The organism is Pollutimonas subterranea (assembly GCF_002849655.1).
In the GTDB taxonomy this organism is placed as follows: Bacteria; Pseudomonadota; Gammaproteobacteria; order Burkholderiales; family Burkholderiaceae_B; genus Pollutimonas; species Pollutimonas subterranea.
The window spans coordinates 1-17,908 of the sequence record NZ_PDNW01000022.1; the positions used below are offsets into that span (position 1 = coordinate 1).

Genomic DNA, 17,908 nt, shown 5'->3' on the forward strand with positions numbered 1-17,908 from the left:
CATCATTCAAACATCTTTATGCTCGGCGGCGAGAGCTATCGACTGAAGCAGAAAACATCCAGTTAGCAAAGAATGGGTGGGTCAATTTTATTGGCCAATAGTGGGTCAAAAGTAATGGCCATTGACATGTGGAACAGAACGTAGTCAGCACGCTTGCTCCGGGCGCGCGTGTGTAGCTTGCCTCGGACGATAATTCGACCCTTGGTCAGCGAAAACTCTTCACGCACCTGAGTAACAATGTCCCAACCGGCCTGTTCAAGTGCAGGCGTGATGAACTTGGTACAGATATCGCGTTCCGAAAGGTCTTTTTTGTTGGTCATCTAGAGGTCTCGCTCGATACGTAACGGCCCCAAACTATCAGAGCAATGAATCGTTACATGATAGCGCAGGCCTTTTGGCTAGACTAACCGCAACACATACCCTCCAAGGGTCAAGCTGCTTTCGAGCTCAACGCGACCCTACTATGCCTTCTCGATATCCGAATAGTCAGTAAGCCAATGGTTTCGCCCGTAGCAATAGTCCGGAAACTCACGATCAAGCGAGGTCTCACCCCGAAGTAAGCATCTGGCAAGGTCTGCAACGGCTTTTAACTCTTTCTCGTTTCGCACCTCCAATGGTGCGACCAGCGCTACGCCTGTGGCCCATGACAGACGTTCACGACGCCAACTTGCGTGAACGTCAAAATCAATACCGTCACGCTGGAGGTTCTTTGTAACTGCATCTAGATTGTCATAGTACTGACGCAGCTCTTCCTGTGGGGGTGACGTGGTATAGCTTGTAATCCTCTTGCGTGAGCGGCCTATCTGTTTATAGTTTGGAGTCGAGTCGCTGAAGAGCTCGCCCTCTTGTGGAGGCTCTCCCGCTTCGCTCCACGCTCGATCCTGAATCTCATCCTTATAGGACATGCGTGGATGCTTCCACCAGACAATAACGCGCCGTTCACCCAAAATGAACCCCACGTCGTCCCACCAAGACAAAGCACCTGGAGACGTTTCTTCATACGAGTGTGGCATGAAGAGCCCATCCTTCATTACCCATCGGCAACAGCGATGATATGCTCGCTGAGACTCGCGCATTCGTTCAAGTCGTTTAATTTTCATTGCTTCACCATCTAATAAAGATCACCACGCCGTCCACTGAAAGTTGCAACCGCTATCGCGACTTAGCTTCTGCCAACTCTATAGCGCTCAAGTGTTTGAAGTGACTGATGATAATGAAACACATCAAACCACACCGCCAAACTCAATCGCACGCAAAACACGCCTGACATGTTGCGCCCCTTGTGCAGTGACACATAAATCGATCGGTTTACATCCACCAAGAGCCGTGTTTGGCGTAGACAACCACGCTTGCGCAGCATGGCTATTTCCAAATACGACTTCTGCCAACTTCTGTACCGATCTCAGCTTCGCTCTATGCGGCTCCATATCGTACTCGCCCACGATTACCGATCCGACTGCTTATCGTATCCATAGTCAAATGAGATGCAGCCGTCCCGCTCCAACGACTTCCAGCACTCCATGAGCGAGTGAGGCGTACGTCTCGCCGATGTATTAATCACGAATCTCCAAATTTACGTCCTCTGCTGCAGCTGCGTTGAAACATAGCGCATGGCATTGACTCTCTCATTTGTCTATGGCGCTCCAGCTTTACGACTGAGGATCCGATCTATCGTTAGGACGGGTCCGATAAGCTTTCTCGACAGCAATACGGGTCTTCGGGCTAGCGCTTGTTTCATTGTGTGGATTAAAGCGCCGCTGCGCCGACTCGCTGCTGAAATACAGCGAAAATAATCCGAACGCGATAAGAATTGACCCTAGAATGATGATCCAGAATGTTGCGGAATCCATAACGTACTCCTTTAGTCTATTGTGCTCCCATTACCATGCATCAAAAATCTAGCGGATGCGGCTATCCTCTCATCCGCCTTATCATTTAAATCCGCAACTCTATAGAAGTACTGTCGTCCGCCGTCAACATCCGGACCCGTGGCCGGATCACATAACAAACACAAGCGTAGCGTTTTGGGCGATGTCCCTCTCTTTTTTGCAAGCGTGGCAAGTGATACATACTTTGCCTGAAACGATTTCAAATCCTTTTGGCGAACCTGAACGCTACCTTGAGTACGGCCAGAACAGCTGATTAGTAAGCCTTTGCGCACCAGGAAGTAGGCAACCTCTTGCTTTATACCCAGCGCCTTTGCTGCCTGGTCAACGGATAGAGGCAGATCATTATCAAATCTGAATTTTTGTAGCCACTCCGTGAGCGCGACACGGCTTACTCTGGCCTGACCTAACGGAATAGTGCTTGCACTACCATTAACCGTCTGAATTTTCCCAGTCATCAACGCTTTGACCAAACCAATGAATTCCTCATTGGTAAGCTTGCCGCACTTCATGACGTGCGTGAATGAAACGGCATCGGCCGCCCGGTGCCCTTGGTTATGAAAAATGAGCCTATGCAGTTGATGAAGCGAAATAAACCACGCAGCAGCCTTATAGATTACTGGCGAAATATCCGCCTTTATAATCTCTGCTTCAATCAGTAGTCGAATGCGCCGTTCCTGAAGGTGCAATAGCTGTGCTGCTTTCTGCAGTGTCACGCCATCAATATGCTGCAGTCGTCGAGTCTCAACAGTGGTTATCCGACGACCGTGAGTTGTACCCACCTCAGCCGCTGCGACAATTGTACCCAGCCGCTTAAGCACCGAAGGTGCCGCCTTCGACTTTGCGGTGGCGTCCTTGAGCGTCATTCTTGGATGCTTAGCGAGCGTGCCTCGGGAAAATGACTTATTCCTCTTTGTGAGGGCTCCTTGCCAGTGATCATTGACAAATTTCTCGAACTCATCTCGCAAGAATTGATATTCTGAGCCCCTCAAACAACGATATAGAACGGTGTATACCACCCCAAAATCTCGGCGAACACTTTGCGTAGACGGAAGCGCTTGATTCAATGCCAGTAGCGTTAAAAAACTCTCCGGCCAACGATCTAAAGTGTTCGCCGCCGCCGTCATCAATACACGATCATTGAATAATCGGCATGAGAGCGCACTCTCGCGTAAAGACTGTTTACCAGAACCACAAGCCAGCATCCCCATGTAATGGGCCAACTTGGCAGCCTTAAAATACGTCAACCCAAAAAGGGCCTGGCTACCTTCACAAAACAGGGACCGATGCAGCTTTTGCTGTAGTCGATACAGCGGTTCGGGGACGGCATGATCTTCCGAGCGAGTTAGGATGAGTCCGCATTTGCAAAGTCCTGGGAGAGAACGGGCGAGTTGAGGGCTATGGCAGCTCGGACATTCATCACGCAAGTACGACCGATGTTTAACGCAAATCACGGTCGTTCTATATGCCCAATTCGCCAAAAATATGCCGTTCTCCACAACACATTTAGGACACCAACGAATTCGCGGAGTTAAGAATAGTTTTCGGTGCTCTTTCGCCTCAATCACCACATGCTCTGGATCCATCAAACGGCCGAGTTCTTCCTCTTGCAGCGAGGCATGGCGCTGTAAGAACTCGAGCTTGGATGTACGAGCAAGCGGAGATGCCTCAACCAACCCTCGCAACTCCTGATAGCCATTGACGCGAAGCAGCCGGTGCAAATACGCATCGAGTAGTTCTCCTTGCACCGGTCGCGGTCTTAAAACAAAGGGCAGACTATCTGCTGTATTCTCCCAGTTGTCTGCCCTCTCAGCGAAGGTGTTCACAGAACCTCCTTCGCTGCGCGTGCAAACTCGCTTCAAGGAGCGCCTTCCAATGCTGCAGCTCTGCCATACTACATCTCATGAGATGCGCTATCAGACGTTTATATGGCCGCTGACGCGGCCTACCCGGCAATCGTCGAGGCAGGCCAATACCGGACCAAAAATCGTTTAGGTCCGAGATGCGAAAATCCATACACGCTGCAAATACCAGCAAGTTGATCAAATTCGCCAAGCACACCTCGCGGTCTACTGCCGCATCGGTCTCCTCGTCGGCGCTCAGTAAGTCCTTAGTCGGAGCGAGAGTCCAAGTTGCGGACGCATAGCCTCCTTGGTGTGCTTCATCGACGGCTTGCGGCCACCATTGATCAAATTGCCGCAATGCTGAGACCCCGATGTTTAACGGCACCTGGCTATGAACATGTATCAGTACACGGCTTAGCCGAGCCACACGATGCGGATAAATCAGCTCAGCAGTTTTCTTAAACTTCCTTTCTGCCGCGCTCTTCCTCCTGGTACCGGACGCCTCAAACGAGCCAGGAACAACCATGTGCGCCAACGTAGAAACATACTCTGGTATGTGACAACCGGCTGGCTGCATAACTATCCGCCACAGGTAAAGCCATCGGATGAACAAAAAGGTCACGGGCGGATTAATGCCAATTGCATATTCAATTTGCATTGTGTTTGGCTCGTCTTCGACGTTCAATGCTGCGTTTGCATAACTCTCCAGCCCCCAATCGAGGTCTACCACGCTGCGTGCTGCAGTTGGAGAGTTCCATGTAAGCGACGACAGGTAAGCAACGTAGACTTCATGAATGGCTACCTGCTCACGGTATCGAGCCAAGTTGGATGGCACACCCCCCATGAAGAAGTGGCTGTGCAGTGAGAAGAACTGATCCCTTATTACCGAGCGTAGCGTCCCAGTTGAGCTAACACCGTCGTAGACCTTGTGTCCCGCAGAACAACGCCAACCTCCGTTTAATCCCGACCAGGACAAGGGCTTTTCGCAAACACGACATACGGAGCTCAACGATTCATTATGCACTGGACAGGTTTTAGCCAAAGGAAACACCCAATACTCTCGGTGTATCGGCTCTTCTTTCATGCATGTGCAGCAGAACCAAACGTGTTTTGAACGCTGTTTAGGAAACTTGTTGTTGGTCCGATAAAACTCGTCTTTGAACAAATATTCCCGCTGGCGCCAGAATTGTGCCTCGGAATAGTCAGGTTCTCCAATTGTCACTGCCAACTCCCGCAATAGACTGGCAGAGCGCTCCAGATCCTTTGCATAAATGTGGCATACCGCGTTGTAATACCCGCCAACCGCTATTCGATGGCCGTTGGCAGCCAAGAAGCGGTAGATGTAACCCACCAAACTTTCTTGGCCATGTCGTTTTGGCCGACAGGGGAACGAAGAGAACGCTAGCAACCTACTGCTCATACCGGTCGATCCAATGCGAACGGCTCGCCTGGCCGGTCGAGCCTACGAAATACAAAACGTGGATTGAAAGGGTTGAGCTGGCCGATGGCGCCACGCCAGATTGTCGTGAATGCAAACTCCAAGTCGCTTCGCGTTATTTCCTCACCTCCAATTTCCCACGTCTTCTCTAGCGCTGACGCCAAGAGCTTCTTCAAATAGCCGACACGTCCATCCGTGGCGTAATACATGCGTTGAGTCAGGTCTTGGACGCTCATGTCCCCGCGTGACAAGGGCAAGGGAAGCACAGGTAGAAGCGCATTCAGCACATCGAAACTCGCCTCCAGGAACTGTGGCTCATCAGGGTTCCCCAGTGATAGTATTAGAGGCGCGCTGAACCTGCGACGCAACTGAACATTGACACGTAAGAGATTTTCCAGTCGCGGTATGCCAAACAGAACAACCGGAATCTCTATGGCATTCAGCAAGTTCTTCAGCCAATCTGCAGTCGCATATTGACTTTTACTCTGTCCACGGTCGTATACGTGCTGAGCCTCATCTAATACAAGCATCTCCGTCTTCGAGTTTTTCACCAACAGTCGGATGCGTGCCGTTTGGTCGATAACTCGCCCCTTTTCTGGAAATGGGTCGCCCAAAGCCTCCAGGATCTGTCGAGCTAGACTACCAACCGTGCCCACCGACGGCACCTCTATCAGCACCACCGGCGTCACTGTCTGCTCTACAAGATGTTGGCGCGGATATCGTGCGCAAAAGGATCGAGCCAAACTCGTTTTGCCGCAGCCGCTTTCACCAATCACTACCAGATTCCTGACGATGCTCGTCTGCCGATACAGCTGTATCACATGCTCCATCTGCTGCAAAATTTGGGAAAACGTGTCGAAACTCACATACTCACCGTCAAACGTGACGAGGGCACGATAGAACTGTTCTCTGTCCATTACAACGCCCCTTTGCGCATTTGAAACGTCTGCAGTCGCGGTCTATCGTTACGCACCAACGGGGGCGAAATATTGAGCGCATCGCGGGCCGGGTGAGATGCAATATCTTCAGGACGCCGCTCGGAACTATCGGCAAATGATCTCTCTGGCTTAGAAGCGTATCGTGCACCCTGACGCCGCTTGGAGTGTTTTTTGCTGAAAATTAATTCAGAAATGTACGCTTGGATTGCGCGCTTCGCTGCATAGAGCGCCTCAATATCTACCGCCGCTTGACCTTGAGCTCTGACCTCTGCTTTTATAAGCTTATGTTGCTCCAAGGTTAAGCCATTTGCATATTCAAATTCATTTGCCTGAGCAACATGAACGGCTTCGTTGGAATCTGGTTCACAGAGTCGAATTTTTCCCATATCAGCATGGTCAACGAGGACGGTAAGGCGTACACCTTCACCATATCGACGCATAATCGTTGCAAGCGCATCACCAGCATAATGTAAGCCATACACTACTATTCCATCGTGGCGAAGACTGCGCCTCAGGGGCATGCCCATTTCTTCTATGAGGCGGTCAATACTCTGCGGTAGCCTTGGCGGATTAGTCCGGGCACTACTCGTCCATTTTTCAAATGGGGTAGTTCCTAGTCCTCGGTGCACCGTGTGTGCGTACTCGTCAATCATCCATTTTTCGAAGATATTTTTGAATTGCGTCAATGTCAGAACTGCATTGCGCTCTGGGTCGTAATCACCGCGCTGATAAAATCTGGCAAATGAGGTTCCAGGAAGAAGATGAACAAACGAATAATTAATCGTTTTTAAATAACGCTCAACGGCCCCCTTGAAGCGTGGCTCTCTTTTGGGACAATACAGTATGCGGATGCCAAAGTTTAAGGCCAAGTGGTCAAGAATAAGCCCATGAAACTCTATGCCGTTGTCAACTATGATTGCCTGTGGAATGCCGTAACAAGGCCAAGGCTTAATAATCTCAAGGCCATCTGCGCTTGTTGTATAAATCTTCGGCAGCACGGCATGCCTAATCGCAGAAGTAACCGCGAGGGCTGACGCGCCATTGAACCCCACGTGGTAGCCCAATGGCATGCGGCTGTAGTGGTCCACCAGCATAGTCAACATCGGACGCCCGAGAGGCATGCCTGTGCGTTCGTCAACAAGGAACACATCGATGGGTGAGTGGTCAACTTCTACTCGCTCGAGTATTCGAGTAGAGACCGCCCCGGGGCCGCTGATCGTGAATTTTCGGTCTGCTGCGGCTTTTCCTTCGCGCCATACCGTTTTTTCATACTGAGAAATTCGATTGAACAAACGATACGTCGTGGCCTGGCTTGGCATCTTCAATTGCTGCCCGAGCGGGCGCAATGAGTTTTCATCTTCTATCAAAATGAAAAGACGATCATGCACGGCTTTGACCGTTGCCTGCGGACTTTTGGAGAACGCTTGATCGGCAGCTTGCTGGAATAGCTCAATCACCCGATTTGGCTGATAAAGACTGCGAGGGCCACGGCGGTCATGACGCGGTATCAAGATCCTAAACGTCTTGCACTGATAGAATGCTCGCATCCAACGATAAAGGGTTGTAAAAGACGGTGGTGCTGCATCGCCGATCCTATCGGCTACTACAGCGCAGATAGGCATTACAGATTGTGGCGTCAGAACACTTAGCGCTTCCTCCCGAATTGCAGATACGTATTCCAGACGCCGATTAATTTCTTTCCGTATAGAGTCCTTCAGCTCATCAATTGGTCGTGAGTACAGTTTCTTCGGTTCCTCGTGCCAACTATCGCCATGGAATTTCAATGAACCGAGAGTGAGAGAACGTAGAAGAGCCTCTCTCTGGAACACCGTGACTTCGCCGGTCTCAATTCTTTCGGTGACGACGCTTTGATCAGGGTTTATCTGACGGACAACATACAGAATGTCATCCAAATCAAAACGGCAATTTTTCAGAAATTCGTAGCCATTCATGGTCGGGCTCCTTGAGGATCGACACGGTTGTGGATGAAGACATTTCGGTATCTAAGTCACAAATCAGATATCCGTTGGCCAGCAGGTCGGCTGTTGTCAACCCACGGTGTTTTAGGTAATCATCCAGCTCCAAAATAGTCGGGGAGTCATTAGCGAGTAGCGGGCTAATCGCGGTGCAGATGAAGTCGTCGGTGGGTGTGGGGAAGGTCAATACGGCGGACGCCTTTTTCAAAGTCGTGAGGCGCGGCTCAAGGCGGATTAACTCCTCCGTAATAATTGCGTAATCGATACCCTCACTGCCCAAGTGAGCAGCGATGTTGTCGTACTTTTCTCGTACATCTTTTCTGGCAAGGATTTCAGAGTGCTTGATTTCTACGAGCACTTTCTTCCCAGTGCGCAGGGTCAGTTCAAAATCCGGGGTGTAGTTCCGCAGTCGGTAGCCCTCCGGATACCTCAACTTCAGGGGCTGCTCTTGGTATCTCAGAACCAAAGGATGCATCTCGAACAGAAAGCACGCATCAAGTTCGATGAGACCTTCGTGATGAATCATCCGTCCGTTCTTCCGGCTGGGAAACTTTCCTCTGAAAATGGCACCGGACCTAGTAATGACCCTTCGTGCTCTTTCCGCTGACGGGTGTGCGTATATTGGCATTGGGCTGACGTGGCTCATTAACCTACTCCTTTTTTGGGCAAAAGAATCCCCCTACGCCTACCGCGGACGCGGATCAAAGACGCAAGAACACCCCGCCTTGCGTGCCCGCAAGAAAACGTTAAGTTACTTTTAGGGGTTTGAAAGCTTGACTTAAGCCCAAGAAAGAAGGAATACTGAGAGTGTCGAAGTCGCAGTTCTCGATCTAATTCGAGCCCAAGCCGAGCAATCTTCTAAAGGGTTGCTCGGTTTTTTGTGGTGACTATTCTCCTTTTTCTGCGTGGGGATTGCGCCCACCCTGCGCTTTGTGCCGCGAATAGCGACCCGGCCAGATACGTTCAACTTCCTCCCCAATAACTGTAGCGATGTGCGTGGCAACGCGTTGAGATGCACCGCGCCCGTGTACGACGTCATTCACGACCGCTCGTTTAACACCGAGCTCCTGTGCTAAGCGGACTTGGCTATATCCCGCACGTTTCAACCGATAGATCAGATCTATTACGTCCATATGCATAGCGGGCCTGAACACGGAGTGATTTACATTCTCTAAAGTCTAGTCCCGAGTTGTCCGTCGTACAAGTATTAGACTATCGAGCAATATAATTCAATAGTTTTTGCATTAATTTAATGCATAACCGAAGATGATGCGAAACGACTTTTTTGCTGAGTAATATCAATGCCTTACATAGCATCATGTTTAGCCTTTCCGTAGGAACGTCAAACAAGACATGAAGGCAGAGGTTTAAATCTAATTATTTATGTTGTAACGTTATATTTATTTTGACTCGGTGGTGTCGCTTATTCACATGATTTTGCTTCGCGTGCTACGCTCGTAATTACCTTTCCCGTTTAAAGGCTGCTCGTTTTTTCCGAGAGGGTCGTATGTCTAGTACAACATTGATCGCTGTAGGCTTCCTGTTGGTTCTTTGCCTTGGGCTGGCAGCCGGGTCTGCCCATCACTATTTCACAAAAGAACAGCCCAAAGAAGGCGATACCACCAATCCCAGCTAGTTACTACCTCCCAGCAAATACAAACAAAACGGGCTCCGGCATTACTGCCCGAGCCCATTTTGTTACGTTCACATTGCTGCGGATTTTTTCACTAATTGTGAGAACGCATTTTCGTTAATTATGAGAATTTTTCAACAATTGTGAGAACCGACAACATCAAACATCAATATTGCTGGCCTGCAGCGCATGTTCCTCGATGAACGCCCTGCGCGGTTCGACGTGGTCGCCCATGAGCGTCGTAAATATCTCGTCGGCGGCAATGGCGTCTTCCACCTGCACGCGCAGCAAGCGACGCACCTTGGGATCCATCGTGGTTTCCCATAGCTGGCTGGGATTCATTTCGCCCAGGCCCTTGTAACGCTGCTTGCTGATGCTGCGGTCGGCCTCGCCGCGCAACCACTGCATGGCTTCACGGAAATCGGAGATATACTTTTCGCGACGCTTATCGCCTTCGCCACGCGCCACCAGCGCGCCTGTGCCCATCAGGCCAAGGAAAGTCTTGGCCGCCTTGGAAAGAATGGCATAGTCGGCGCCGCGGACAAACGTACGATCAAAAATGCTGACGCGCACATTGCCGTGATGCATGCGGTTGACGATAAGGCGCCAGGAGTCGCCCTCTTCGTTCTCGTCCACGGTAACCTTCACGCCGTTCGGAACGGAAGGATCGTCGATAGCGTCCTGCAGGCGCTGGGCCGAGGCCGCTGCCTGTTCGGCATCATCAAGGTTGATTTCCACGCCTTCGGCCATGGCCGACAGCGAGGCCATGTCGATGTGCTTGGTGAGACGGCTGATGACGCCATCGGCCATGATGTACTGGCGGGCCAATTCGGTCAGCGCATCGCCGGAGATCGGGTCGGCGCCATCCCTGGGGATCAGCACCGCGTCTTTCATGGCCACCTGCAGCATGAACTGGGCTTCTTCCGCATCGTCTTTCAGGTAGCGCTCTTCACGGCCGACCTTGACCTTGTACAGTGGCGGCTGGGCAATATAGATATGACCGCGGTCGACCAGTTCGGGCATCTGGCGATACAAGAGCGTCAGCAATAGCGTGCGAATGTGCGCGCCATCGACGTCGGCATCGGTCATGATGATGATGCGGTGATAGCGGAGCTTGTCGATATTGAAGTCCGGGCCAATGCTGGTGCCCAGCGCGGTGATCAACGTGGTGATCTGCTCGCTGGTAATCAGGCGATCGAAGCGTGCCTTTTCTACGTTAAGCACCTTGCCGCGCAAGGGCAGGATGGCCTGGAACTTGCGGTCACGGCCTTGCTTGGCCGAACCGCCTGCGGAGTCACCCTCGACAATATAGATTTCGCACAGAGCCGGGTCTTTTTCCTGGCAGTCGGCCAGCTTGCCGGGCAAGCCGGCGCCTTCCAGCACGCTTTTGCGCCGAGTCATCTCGCGGGCCTTGCGGGCCGCATCGCGGGCGCGAGCCGCATCGATAATCTTGTTGCACAAGGCCTTGGCGTCGGTGGGGTTCTCGAGCAGCCACGTTTCCAGCGTACGGGCCACGGCCTCTTCGACCGCGGGGCGCACTTCGCTGGACACCAGCTTGTCTTTGGTCTGGCTGCTGAACTTGGGATCGGGCACCTTCACTGACAATACGCAGGCCAGGCCTTCGCGCATGTCGTCGCCAGTGGTATCGACCTTGGCCTTCTTGGCCAGGTCGTTATCGGCAATGTACTTGTTCAGGATACGCGTCATAGCAGCGCGCAAGCCTGTCAGGTGCGAGCCACCGTCACGCTGGGGAATATTATTGGTGAAGCACAGGACGGTTTCTGTGTAACTGTCGTTCCATTGCATGGCCACCTCCACGCCCACGGTGGTCTCACCAACCGTCGACTCGGTACTTACCGAGAACACGTTAGGATGCAGCACTGTTTTTGTACGATTGATGTACTCGACAAAGCCTTTTACGCCGCCCAGGAAAGCGAAGTTTTCTTCTTTGCCGTTGCGCTCGTCAATAAGGCGGATTTTCACGCCATTGTTGAGGAAGGATAATTCGCGCAGGCGCTTGGCAAGGATTTCGTAATGGTATTCAATGTTCTCGAAGATCTGGGTGTCGGCCAGGAACTGTACCCGCGTGCCCTTTTGATCGGTCTTGCCTGTAAGCTTCAACGGCTCGACCCGAGCGCCGCGGTTGAACTCCATTTCGTGCATTTCGCCATTGCGCGCAATGCTCAGGCGCAGCCACTCGGACAAGGCATTCACGCACGATACGCCCACACCATGCAGCCCGCCCGACACCTTATACGAGTTGTGATCGAACTTGCCCCCGGCATGCAGCTCGGTCATGACAATTTCGGCGGCACTGCGTTGGAACTCGTCGCCCTTATGAATGTCGGTCGGGATGCCGCGCCCATTGTCGGAGACTGAAATGCTGTTGTCGGCGTGTATGGTGACGACAATGTCATCGCAATGACCGGCCAGCGCTTCATCGATGGCGTTGTCGACGACTTCGAACACCATGTGGTGCAGTCCGGTTCCGTCGGAGGTGTCGCCAATATACATGCCCGGACGCTTGCGAACTGCTTCGAGCCCCTTGAGCATTTTGATCGAGTCGGCGCCGTATCCGTCAACGGCGGCATTCATTGGTAGATCTGACATAGTTTGTGAAAACCTTTATATAAGCCTTGCGGCTGTTGAAATGTGCCGGACCGGCTCGTCCGGCACACTTCCTGCGATGTAAATTCCGGGAATCTAGATGCGCATTGGCATGACGACATACTTGAACTGCTCGTCGTCAGGACATGTAATCAACGCCGATGCATTGACGTCGGGCTGGACCGACCATTGAATGGTTTCGGTTTTGACATTAGCCAGGACGTCGAGCAGGTAGCTGACGTTGAAGCCCACATCCAGGGGCTCGTGGCTGTAGTCGATATCGAGCTCTTCTTGCGCCTCTTCCTGCTCGGCGTTGGTGGAAGAAATCTTTAACTGGTTATCCGACAATTGCAGACGAACGCCTTTGAGTTTGTCGGTGGTCAGAATGGCCGCGCGCTGCAGGCTGCCCTGCAATATTTCGCGGCTGATGGAAAAATGGCGCGTGTAATTGCTGGGGATCACCCGCGTAAAGTCAGGGAATTTTCCTTCGACCAGCTTGGATACCAGTTCGACGTCGCCGAACCGGAAACGAATCTGGCCAGTGGCTACGTCGATGGACACCGGCTCGTCGGTGTCGCCCAGCAAGCGCTGCATTTCCAGTACGGTCTTGCGCGGCACGATGACGTCGTGCTTGGAAGCAATGCCTTCGACAACGGTACCGCTATGCGCAAGCCGATGCCCATCGGTGGCCACGGCGCGTACGAAACCGGGTTCGAACACGAACAGCAGGCCATTAAGGTAGTAACGGATGTCTTGCTGCGCCATGGCGAAATGCACCATGTTGAACAAATGCTTCAGCGTTTTCTGCGGCAGCGAAAAGGAAATATCCCATTGTTCCGGCTGCGCCAGGGTTGGATACTCGGCGGCGCCCATCGTCTGCAAGGCGAAACGGCTTTTGCCGCTTTGCACCGACAGCTTGGCACTGGCCAGGCCGAGCTTCACATCGCCCGTATCGGGCAGCGCCCGCAATATGTCAAGCAGCTTGCGTGCGGCAACCGTCGTGGACTCGTTCTCATCGCCAATACCGAACTCGGCGTGCGTGGTAATTTGAACCTCGAGATCGGTGGCAATAAATGCGACGCTCTTGCCTTCTTTGCGCATCAGGATATTTGCCAAAATAGGCAAGGTATTCCTGCGCTCGACAATTCCGGCTACCGTCGATAACGGTTTGAGCAATGCATCACGAGTCGCTTGTACGAGTTGCATGGTTATCCTTTTAAGGTTTGTTCTAATACGTGAAGAGCGTGATTAAGTTCGGTCTGCTTGGATCTTGCGTCGGAAATCTTCCGCACCGCATGAAGCACGGTAGTGTGGTCGCGCCCGCCAAATAGATCGCCAATTTCGGGCAGGCTTTTTTGGGTGAGCTCCTTGGCCAGATACATGGCCACCTGGCGCGGCATTGCAATGTTGGCGGGGCGGCGCTTGGAATACATGTCGGCCACTTTTATCTTGTAGAAGTCGGCCACCGTCTTTTGGATGTTCTCGACCGTAATTTGGCCGTTGGACACCGACAGCAGGTCTTTGAGCGCATCCTTGCAGACATCGACGGTAAGGACTTCGCGTCCGTGAAAGCGTGCATAGGCCGAGACCTTGCGCAATGCCCCTTCCAGTTCGCGCACATTGCTGCGCAAATGCTTGGCAATGAAAAATGCGACCTCTTCGGGCATGGTCACGCCTTCGGTCTGCGCCTTGCGCAACAAAATAGCCACGCGCATTTCCAGTTCGGGGGGCTCGATGGCAACAGTCAAGCCTGAATCGAAGCGGGAAATGAGACGGCTGTCTATATTGGCCAGTTCTTTGGGATACGTGTCGGACGTGATGATGATTTGCTTGCGCTGCGCGACCATGGCCTCGAACGCATAGAAAAATTCTTCCTGGGTGCGATTCTTGCCCGCGAAAAACTGTATGTCGTCAATCAGCAACAAATCGAGCGAATGGTAATAGCGTTTGAATTCGTCAAAAGCCTTGCGCTGATAGGCCTTGACCACGTCGGACACATACTGGTCGGCATGGACGTACCGGACTCGGGCTCCTTTACCGCTGGCCAGCAAGGCGTTTCCGATGGCGTGAATAAGGTGGGTCTTGCCCAGCCCGACGCCCCCGTACAGGAACAAAGGGTTGTACGAAACACCGGGGTTCTCGGCCACCTGCAGTGCTGCGGCCCTGGCCAGCTGGTTGGCCTTGCCGGTAACGAAGTTATCGAAGGTGAGGTCGGTGTTTAACCGCGACCGATCGTGCGCAAGTTCTGCAGCCGCGGCGTTCGCCACGGGACTGGCCGGCGTGGCGACGGGGGTGGTAGGCGCAGCCTGCGCAGTAGCGGCATCAGGGCCCGCGCCCAGGCGTGCAGCCGGGCCGCTGCGGGCGGGCGCAGGTGATGCGCCCGCGCCCGCGAGCTCGAAAACAACTTGTACCGGGCGTTCGTACCATTCCGTAGCGAGCGTTTCGATTTGGTGCGCAAAGTTTTTTCGCACCCAGTCCAGCTTGAAACGGTTGGGCGCAGAGACTCGGAGCACCGCTTCAGCTTCGTCGAAGGCAAGGGGAACCAATGGGCGTATCCAGGCACTAATTTGCTGTGAAGGTAGGTCCTGCTCCAGACGCTGGACGCAGGTCTGCCAGAAATCTTTCATGTCCACCACTTCTGTAAACCTCGATTCTACCCTGTTGAGCCCATAGTTATCCACAAGGTGTGACAAGATTCCTGCCTAGTACTTGTGCTAACCATTTGACTAAACTATCAAAATTTGATGAAATGGTGAGCTTTACACGAATTTTTAACGCCTGCGACCATAGCTGCAAACCAAACTTGTGGCAGTTTCAGGTAGCTCTTTTATTTTGGATCCCCAATGAAACGCACCTTCCAACCTTCCGTCACCCGTCGCAAGCGCACCCATGGTTTTCGCGTCCGCATGAAAACGCGTGGCGGTCGTGCCGTTATCAATGCGCGTCGCGCCAAAGGCCGCAAGCGCCTGGCCGTATAGCCAAAAAAAGCCGTTGCGCCAGCCGATAGCTACGGTGGGCGCCTGCTTTTATGCGCGCCACGTTTCCTGCTGCGGCACGCCTGCATCGCCCCTCGGAATACGCGTCTGCCCTCAGGGGTAAACGACTTGCCAGAGGGGCGTTGTTCGTTGTAACCACGCCGCGCGATCTACCCGAAGGTTCAGAACCGGTCTGCGCCAGGCTTGGTCTCGTCATTGCCAAGCGCTTTGCCGCGAAGTCTGTCACCCGAAATGCCATCAAACGCGTCATACGGGAAGCGTTTCGGCAAAAAAGGCATGAGCTTCCGGCGCGCGACCTGGTATTTCGCCTGCACTCCAAAGTCGGGCCGTTTACGCTGACCGAACTGAAGACTTTGGTACGCAGCGAAATCGATGCCTTGCTGAACCGCGCCATGAGATGATCAAGGCGCTGCTTATCGCACCTATCCGGTTCTACCGGTATTTCCTCAGTCCCTGGGTCGGCAGAAGTTGTCGCTTTACGCCCACCTGTTCCAACTACACAATAGAGGCCATTGAAACACATGGTTCCCTTAAAGGGCTTTGGCTCGGAACGCGGCGTATTGCGCGCTGCCATCCATGGTGCCCGGGCGGCTACGACCCGGTGCCAGAACCGAAAAAAGATTCCGGTGGCACAGGCAAGTTGTCTTAAACTTCCGACCTGCCGCAATTTTTCCGAACAACCTTCCGCTCATCTACGATTTAGCTGAGCTACGTTAAACTGTTGGGCTTTGCTCAGCTTTGACTTGAAACAGGCGCTATGGATATCCGACGCACCATCCTATGGATGATTTTCTCCTTCTCGCTCTTGCTGCTGTGGAACAACTGGCAAGTCCATAACGGCAAGCCTTCATTGTTCGGCGGCACCCCACCGGCCACTCAGACAACCGGGCAAGCACCAACCCCGCCCGCTCCTGCCGACACCAGCGTGCCCACGGCTCCGGCTGGAACACCGGGAGCCCCCGTGGCGGCGACCGATGCGGCAGTACCGGGAGGCACCGATAAGCCAGCCAGCACGTCCGAGCAAGTCAACGTAAAAACCGACGTATTCGATCTTACCTTCGATACAGTCGGAGCCCAGCTGGTCAAGGCAGAGCTGCTGAAGTACACGGGCTTTGAAGGTTCCAGCGACCCCATGGTGCTACTGGACAACTCCACATCCCTGGTGTATCTGGCCCAGTCCGGCGTGATCGGCGCTCCTGCCGGCGCCAGCTACCCCACGCACCTGACGCCATTCAAGCTGGTTTCGAAAGAAGCCAGCGGCGATGCGCTGAACGTAGTTTTCGAGTCTGAATCCGATGGCGTCCGGGTCGTCAAGACTTATACACTTCATCAGGGCCGCTACGACATCCAGGTGAAGCACGACATTTACAACCTGGACACCAAGCCGATCAATCCCGCCTTGTATCTGCAACTGGTACGAGACGGCAACGATCCGCCCGATACCTCGTCCTTCTACAGCACGTTTACCGGTCCTGCACTGTACTCGGCCCAGGACAATTTCCAAAAAGTCTCATTCTCCGATATCGACAAAGGCAAAAGCGGCTACACCAAGGAAGCCGATAACGGCTGGATAGGCATGGTGCAGCACTATTTCGCCTCCGCCTGGGTGCCAACAGAGAATGTAGTTCGTCAAAATGAAGCACTGCGCCTGAGCGACAACCTGTATGCCATTCGCAGCATCGAGCCGGTAGGCACGATCGAGCCCGGTCAACACAAGGTTGTTGAATCCGACCTATGGGTGGGCCCGCAAGATCAGAAAGCCATGAGCGAACTGGCACCTGGGCTTGAACTCGTGGTCGACTATGGCTGGCTCACCATCATTGCCAAGCCCCTGTTCAAGATCATGACGTGGCTGCATGCCGTGCTGGGCAACTGGGGCTGGACCATCGTCGCGCTCACGCTGTTGATCAAGCTGGTGTTCTATCCTTTGTCGGCCGCAAGCTATCGCTCCATGGCAAAGATGAAGCAGGTAACGCCCCGCATGCAGGCCTTGCGCGAGAAGTTTGGCGACGACAAGGCCAAGCTGAATGCGGCAATGATGGAAATGTATCGCACCGAGAAAATCAATCCATTGGGCGGCTGCCTGCCCATGGTGGTACAGATTCCGGTGTTCATTTCACTGTACTGGGTGCTGCTGGGCAGCGTCGAAATGCGCGGAGCCCCCTGGATACTCTGGATAAACGATTTGGCCGCTCGCGACCCATGGTTCATTTTGCCTGCGTTCATGATGGCCACCATGTTCCTGCAAATCAAGCTCAACCCCACGCCGCCAGATCCGACCCAGGCCAAGATCATGATGATCATGCCTTTGGTATTCGGCGGCATGATGTTCTTGTTCCCGGCCGGCCTGGTACTTTACTGGTGCGTGAATAATGCGGTATCAATCGCACAACAGCGCTACATCATGCACAAGCTCGATAAGGAAACGGCAGCGGCCGCGCGCTAGAAGCCGCCGTTGACCTAAAGCCAGGGGCGCCGCAAGGCGCCCTTTGCTTTTCCGGAGCACCAACTGCTGAATCATGCTGCCCCGCTGTCGCGCACGTTGTGACTTGGCATCTGCTTGGGAGCCAGCAACTGCCCTCTTGCCGAA

Annotated in this window: 16 protein-coding genes and 1 pseudogene; 5 read left to right on the forward strand and 12 right to left on the reverse strand. The window is 53.2% G+C overall.

Annotated elements, in window-relative coordinates:
* Positions 1-128: 128 nt before the first annotated feature.
* The 9 genes and pseudogenes from CR159_RS18655 to CR159_RS22270 all read right to left on the reverse strand — a co-directional run.
* Positions 129-320 (reverse strand): annotated as a pseudogene (locus CR159_RS18655) (hypothetical protein); the annotation flags it as partial.
* A 141-nt stretch (positions 321-461) separates the two neighbouring features.
* Positions 462-1,100, reverse strand: a complete 639-nt coding sequence (locus tag CR159_RS18660; protein WP_102075466.1) for a hypothetical protein — start codon at positions 1,098-1,100, stop codon at positions 462-464.
* Between the two features lie 123 nt (positions 1,101-1,223).
* On the reverse strand, positions 1,224-1,427 hold the full coding sequence (locus CR159_RS22265; RefSeq protein ID WP_102075467.1) for an MbcA/ParS/Xre antitoxin family protein: 204 nt from the start codon (positions 1,425-1,427) through the stop codon (positions 1,224-1,226).
* Between the two features lie 434 nt (positions 1,428-1,861).
* On the reverse strand, positions 1,862-3,712 hold the full coding sequence (locus CR159_RS18670) for a TniQ family protein (RefSeq protein ID WP_158238563.1): 1,851 nt from the start codon (positions 3,710-3,712) through the stop codon (positions 1,862-1,864).
* Positions 3,696-5,150: a TniQ family protein gene (locus CR159_RS18675; RefSeq protein ID WP_102075469.1), complete on the reverse strand. Its 1,455-nt coding sequence runs from the start codon at positions 5,148-5,150 to the stop codon at positions 3,696-3,698. Before CR159_RS18675 ends, CR159_RS18670 begins: the two co-directional genes overlap by 17 nt.
* A complete protein-coding gene (locus CR159_RS18680; RefSeq protein WP_102075470.1) occupies positions 5,147-6,085 on the reverse strand; it encodes a TniB family NTP-binding protein in 939 nt (312 codons plus the stop codon). The genes CR159_RS18675 and CR159_RS18680 overlap by 4 nt, the downstream gene beginning before the upstream one ends.
* On the reverse strand, positions 6,085-8,058 hold the full coding sequence (locus CR159_RS18685) for a TnsB C-terminal domain-containing protein (RefSeq protein WP_102075471.1): 1,974 nt from the start codon (positions 8,056-8,058) through the stop codon (positions 6,085-6,087). The genes CR159_RS18680 and CR159_RS18685 overlap by 1 nt, the downstream gene beginning before the upstream one ends.
* Positions 8,021-8,608, reverse strand: coding sequence for a TnsA endonuclease N-terminal domain-containing protein (locus CR159_RS18690; RefSeq protein WP_158238565.1), 588 nt, complete (start codon positions 8,606-8,608; stop codon positions 8,021-8,023). The genes CR159_RS18685 and CR159_RS18690 overlap by 38 nt, the downstream gene beginning before the upstream one ends.
* 361 nt (positions 8,609-8,969) lie before the next feature.
* Entirely contained in the window at positions 8,970-9,221 is a 252-nt protein-coding gene (locus tag CR159_RS22270; RefSeq protein ID WP_102075473.1) for a helix-turn-helix domain-containing protein, read from the reverse strand.
* Positions 9,222-9,589: 368 nt separating this feature from the next.
* Here CR159_RS22270 and CR159_RS22125 point away from each other — a divergent pair, with 368 nt between their 5' ends.
* Complete coding sequence (locus CR159_RS22125; protein WP_255398964.1) at positions 9,590-9,718, forward strand: hypothetical protein; 129 nt, start codon at positions 9,590-9,592, stop codon at positions 9,716-9,718.
* Positions 9,719-9,874: 156 nt separating this feature from the next.
* Here the strand turns inward: CR159_RS22125 and gyrB are convergent, their stop codons facing one another.
* From gyrB to dnaA, 3 genes are all read right to left on the reverse strand, one after another.
* A complete protein-coding gene (gene gyrB / locus CR159_RS18700; RefSeq protein WP_102075474.1) occupies positions 9,875-12,325 on the reverse strand; it encodes a DNA topoisomerase (ATP-hydrolyzing) subunit B in 2,451 nt (816 codons plus the stop codon).
* 93 nt (positions 12,326-12,418) lie between these two features.
* The gene (dnaN, locus tag CR159_RS18705) at positions 12,419-13,528 is read right to left on the reverse strand and encodes a DNA polymerase III subunit beta (protein WP_102075475.1); all 1,110 of its coding nucleotides are present in this window, start codon (positions 13,526-13,528) and stop codon (positions 12,419-12,421) included.
* A gap of 2 nt (positions 13,529-13,530) precedes the next feature.
* Positions 13,531-14,949: a chromosomal replication initiator protein DnaA gene (gene dnaA, locus CR159_RS18710; RefSeq protein ID WP_102075476.1), complete on the reverse strand. Its 1,419-nt coding sequence runs from the start codon at positions 14,947-14,949 to the stop codon at positions 13,531-13,533.
* 216 nt (positions 14,950-15,165) lie between these two features.
* On the opposite strand from dnaA, the gene rpmH reads away from it, so the two are divergent.
* The 4 genes from rpmH (at position 15,166) to yidC (ending at position 17,764) form a co-directional block, all read left to right on the forward strand.
* Positions 15,166-15,300, forward strand: a complete 135-nt coding sequence (gene rpmH, locus CR159_RS18715) for a 50S ribosomal protein L34 (RefSeq protein ID WP_023951589.1) — start codon at positions 15,166-15,168, stop codon at positions 15,298-15,300.
* Positions 15,301-15,350: 50 nt separating this feature from the next.
* Positions 15,351-15,719, forward strand: a complete 369-nt coding sequence (rnpA, locus tag CR159_RS18720) for a ribonuclease P protein component (protein ID WP_102075477.1) — start codon at positions 15,351-15,353, stop codon at positions 15,717-15,719.
* Positions 15,716-15,967, forward strand: a complete 252-nt coding sequence (gene yidD / locus CR159_RS18725; RefSeq protein WP_102075478.1) for a membrane protein insertion efficiency factor YidD — start codon at positions 15,716-15,718, stop codon at positions 15,965-15,967. Before rnpA ends, yidD begins: the two co-directional genes overlap by 4 nt.
* A 108-nt stretch (positions 15,968-16,075) precedes the next feature.
* Entirely contained in the window at positions 16,076-17,764 is a 1,689-nt protein-coding gene (yidC, locus tag CR159_RS18730) for a membrane protein insertase YidC (protein ID WP_102075479.1), read from the forward strand.
* The last annotated feature ends 144 nt before the right edge of the window (positions 17,765-17,908 follow it).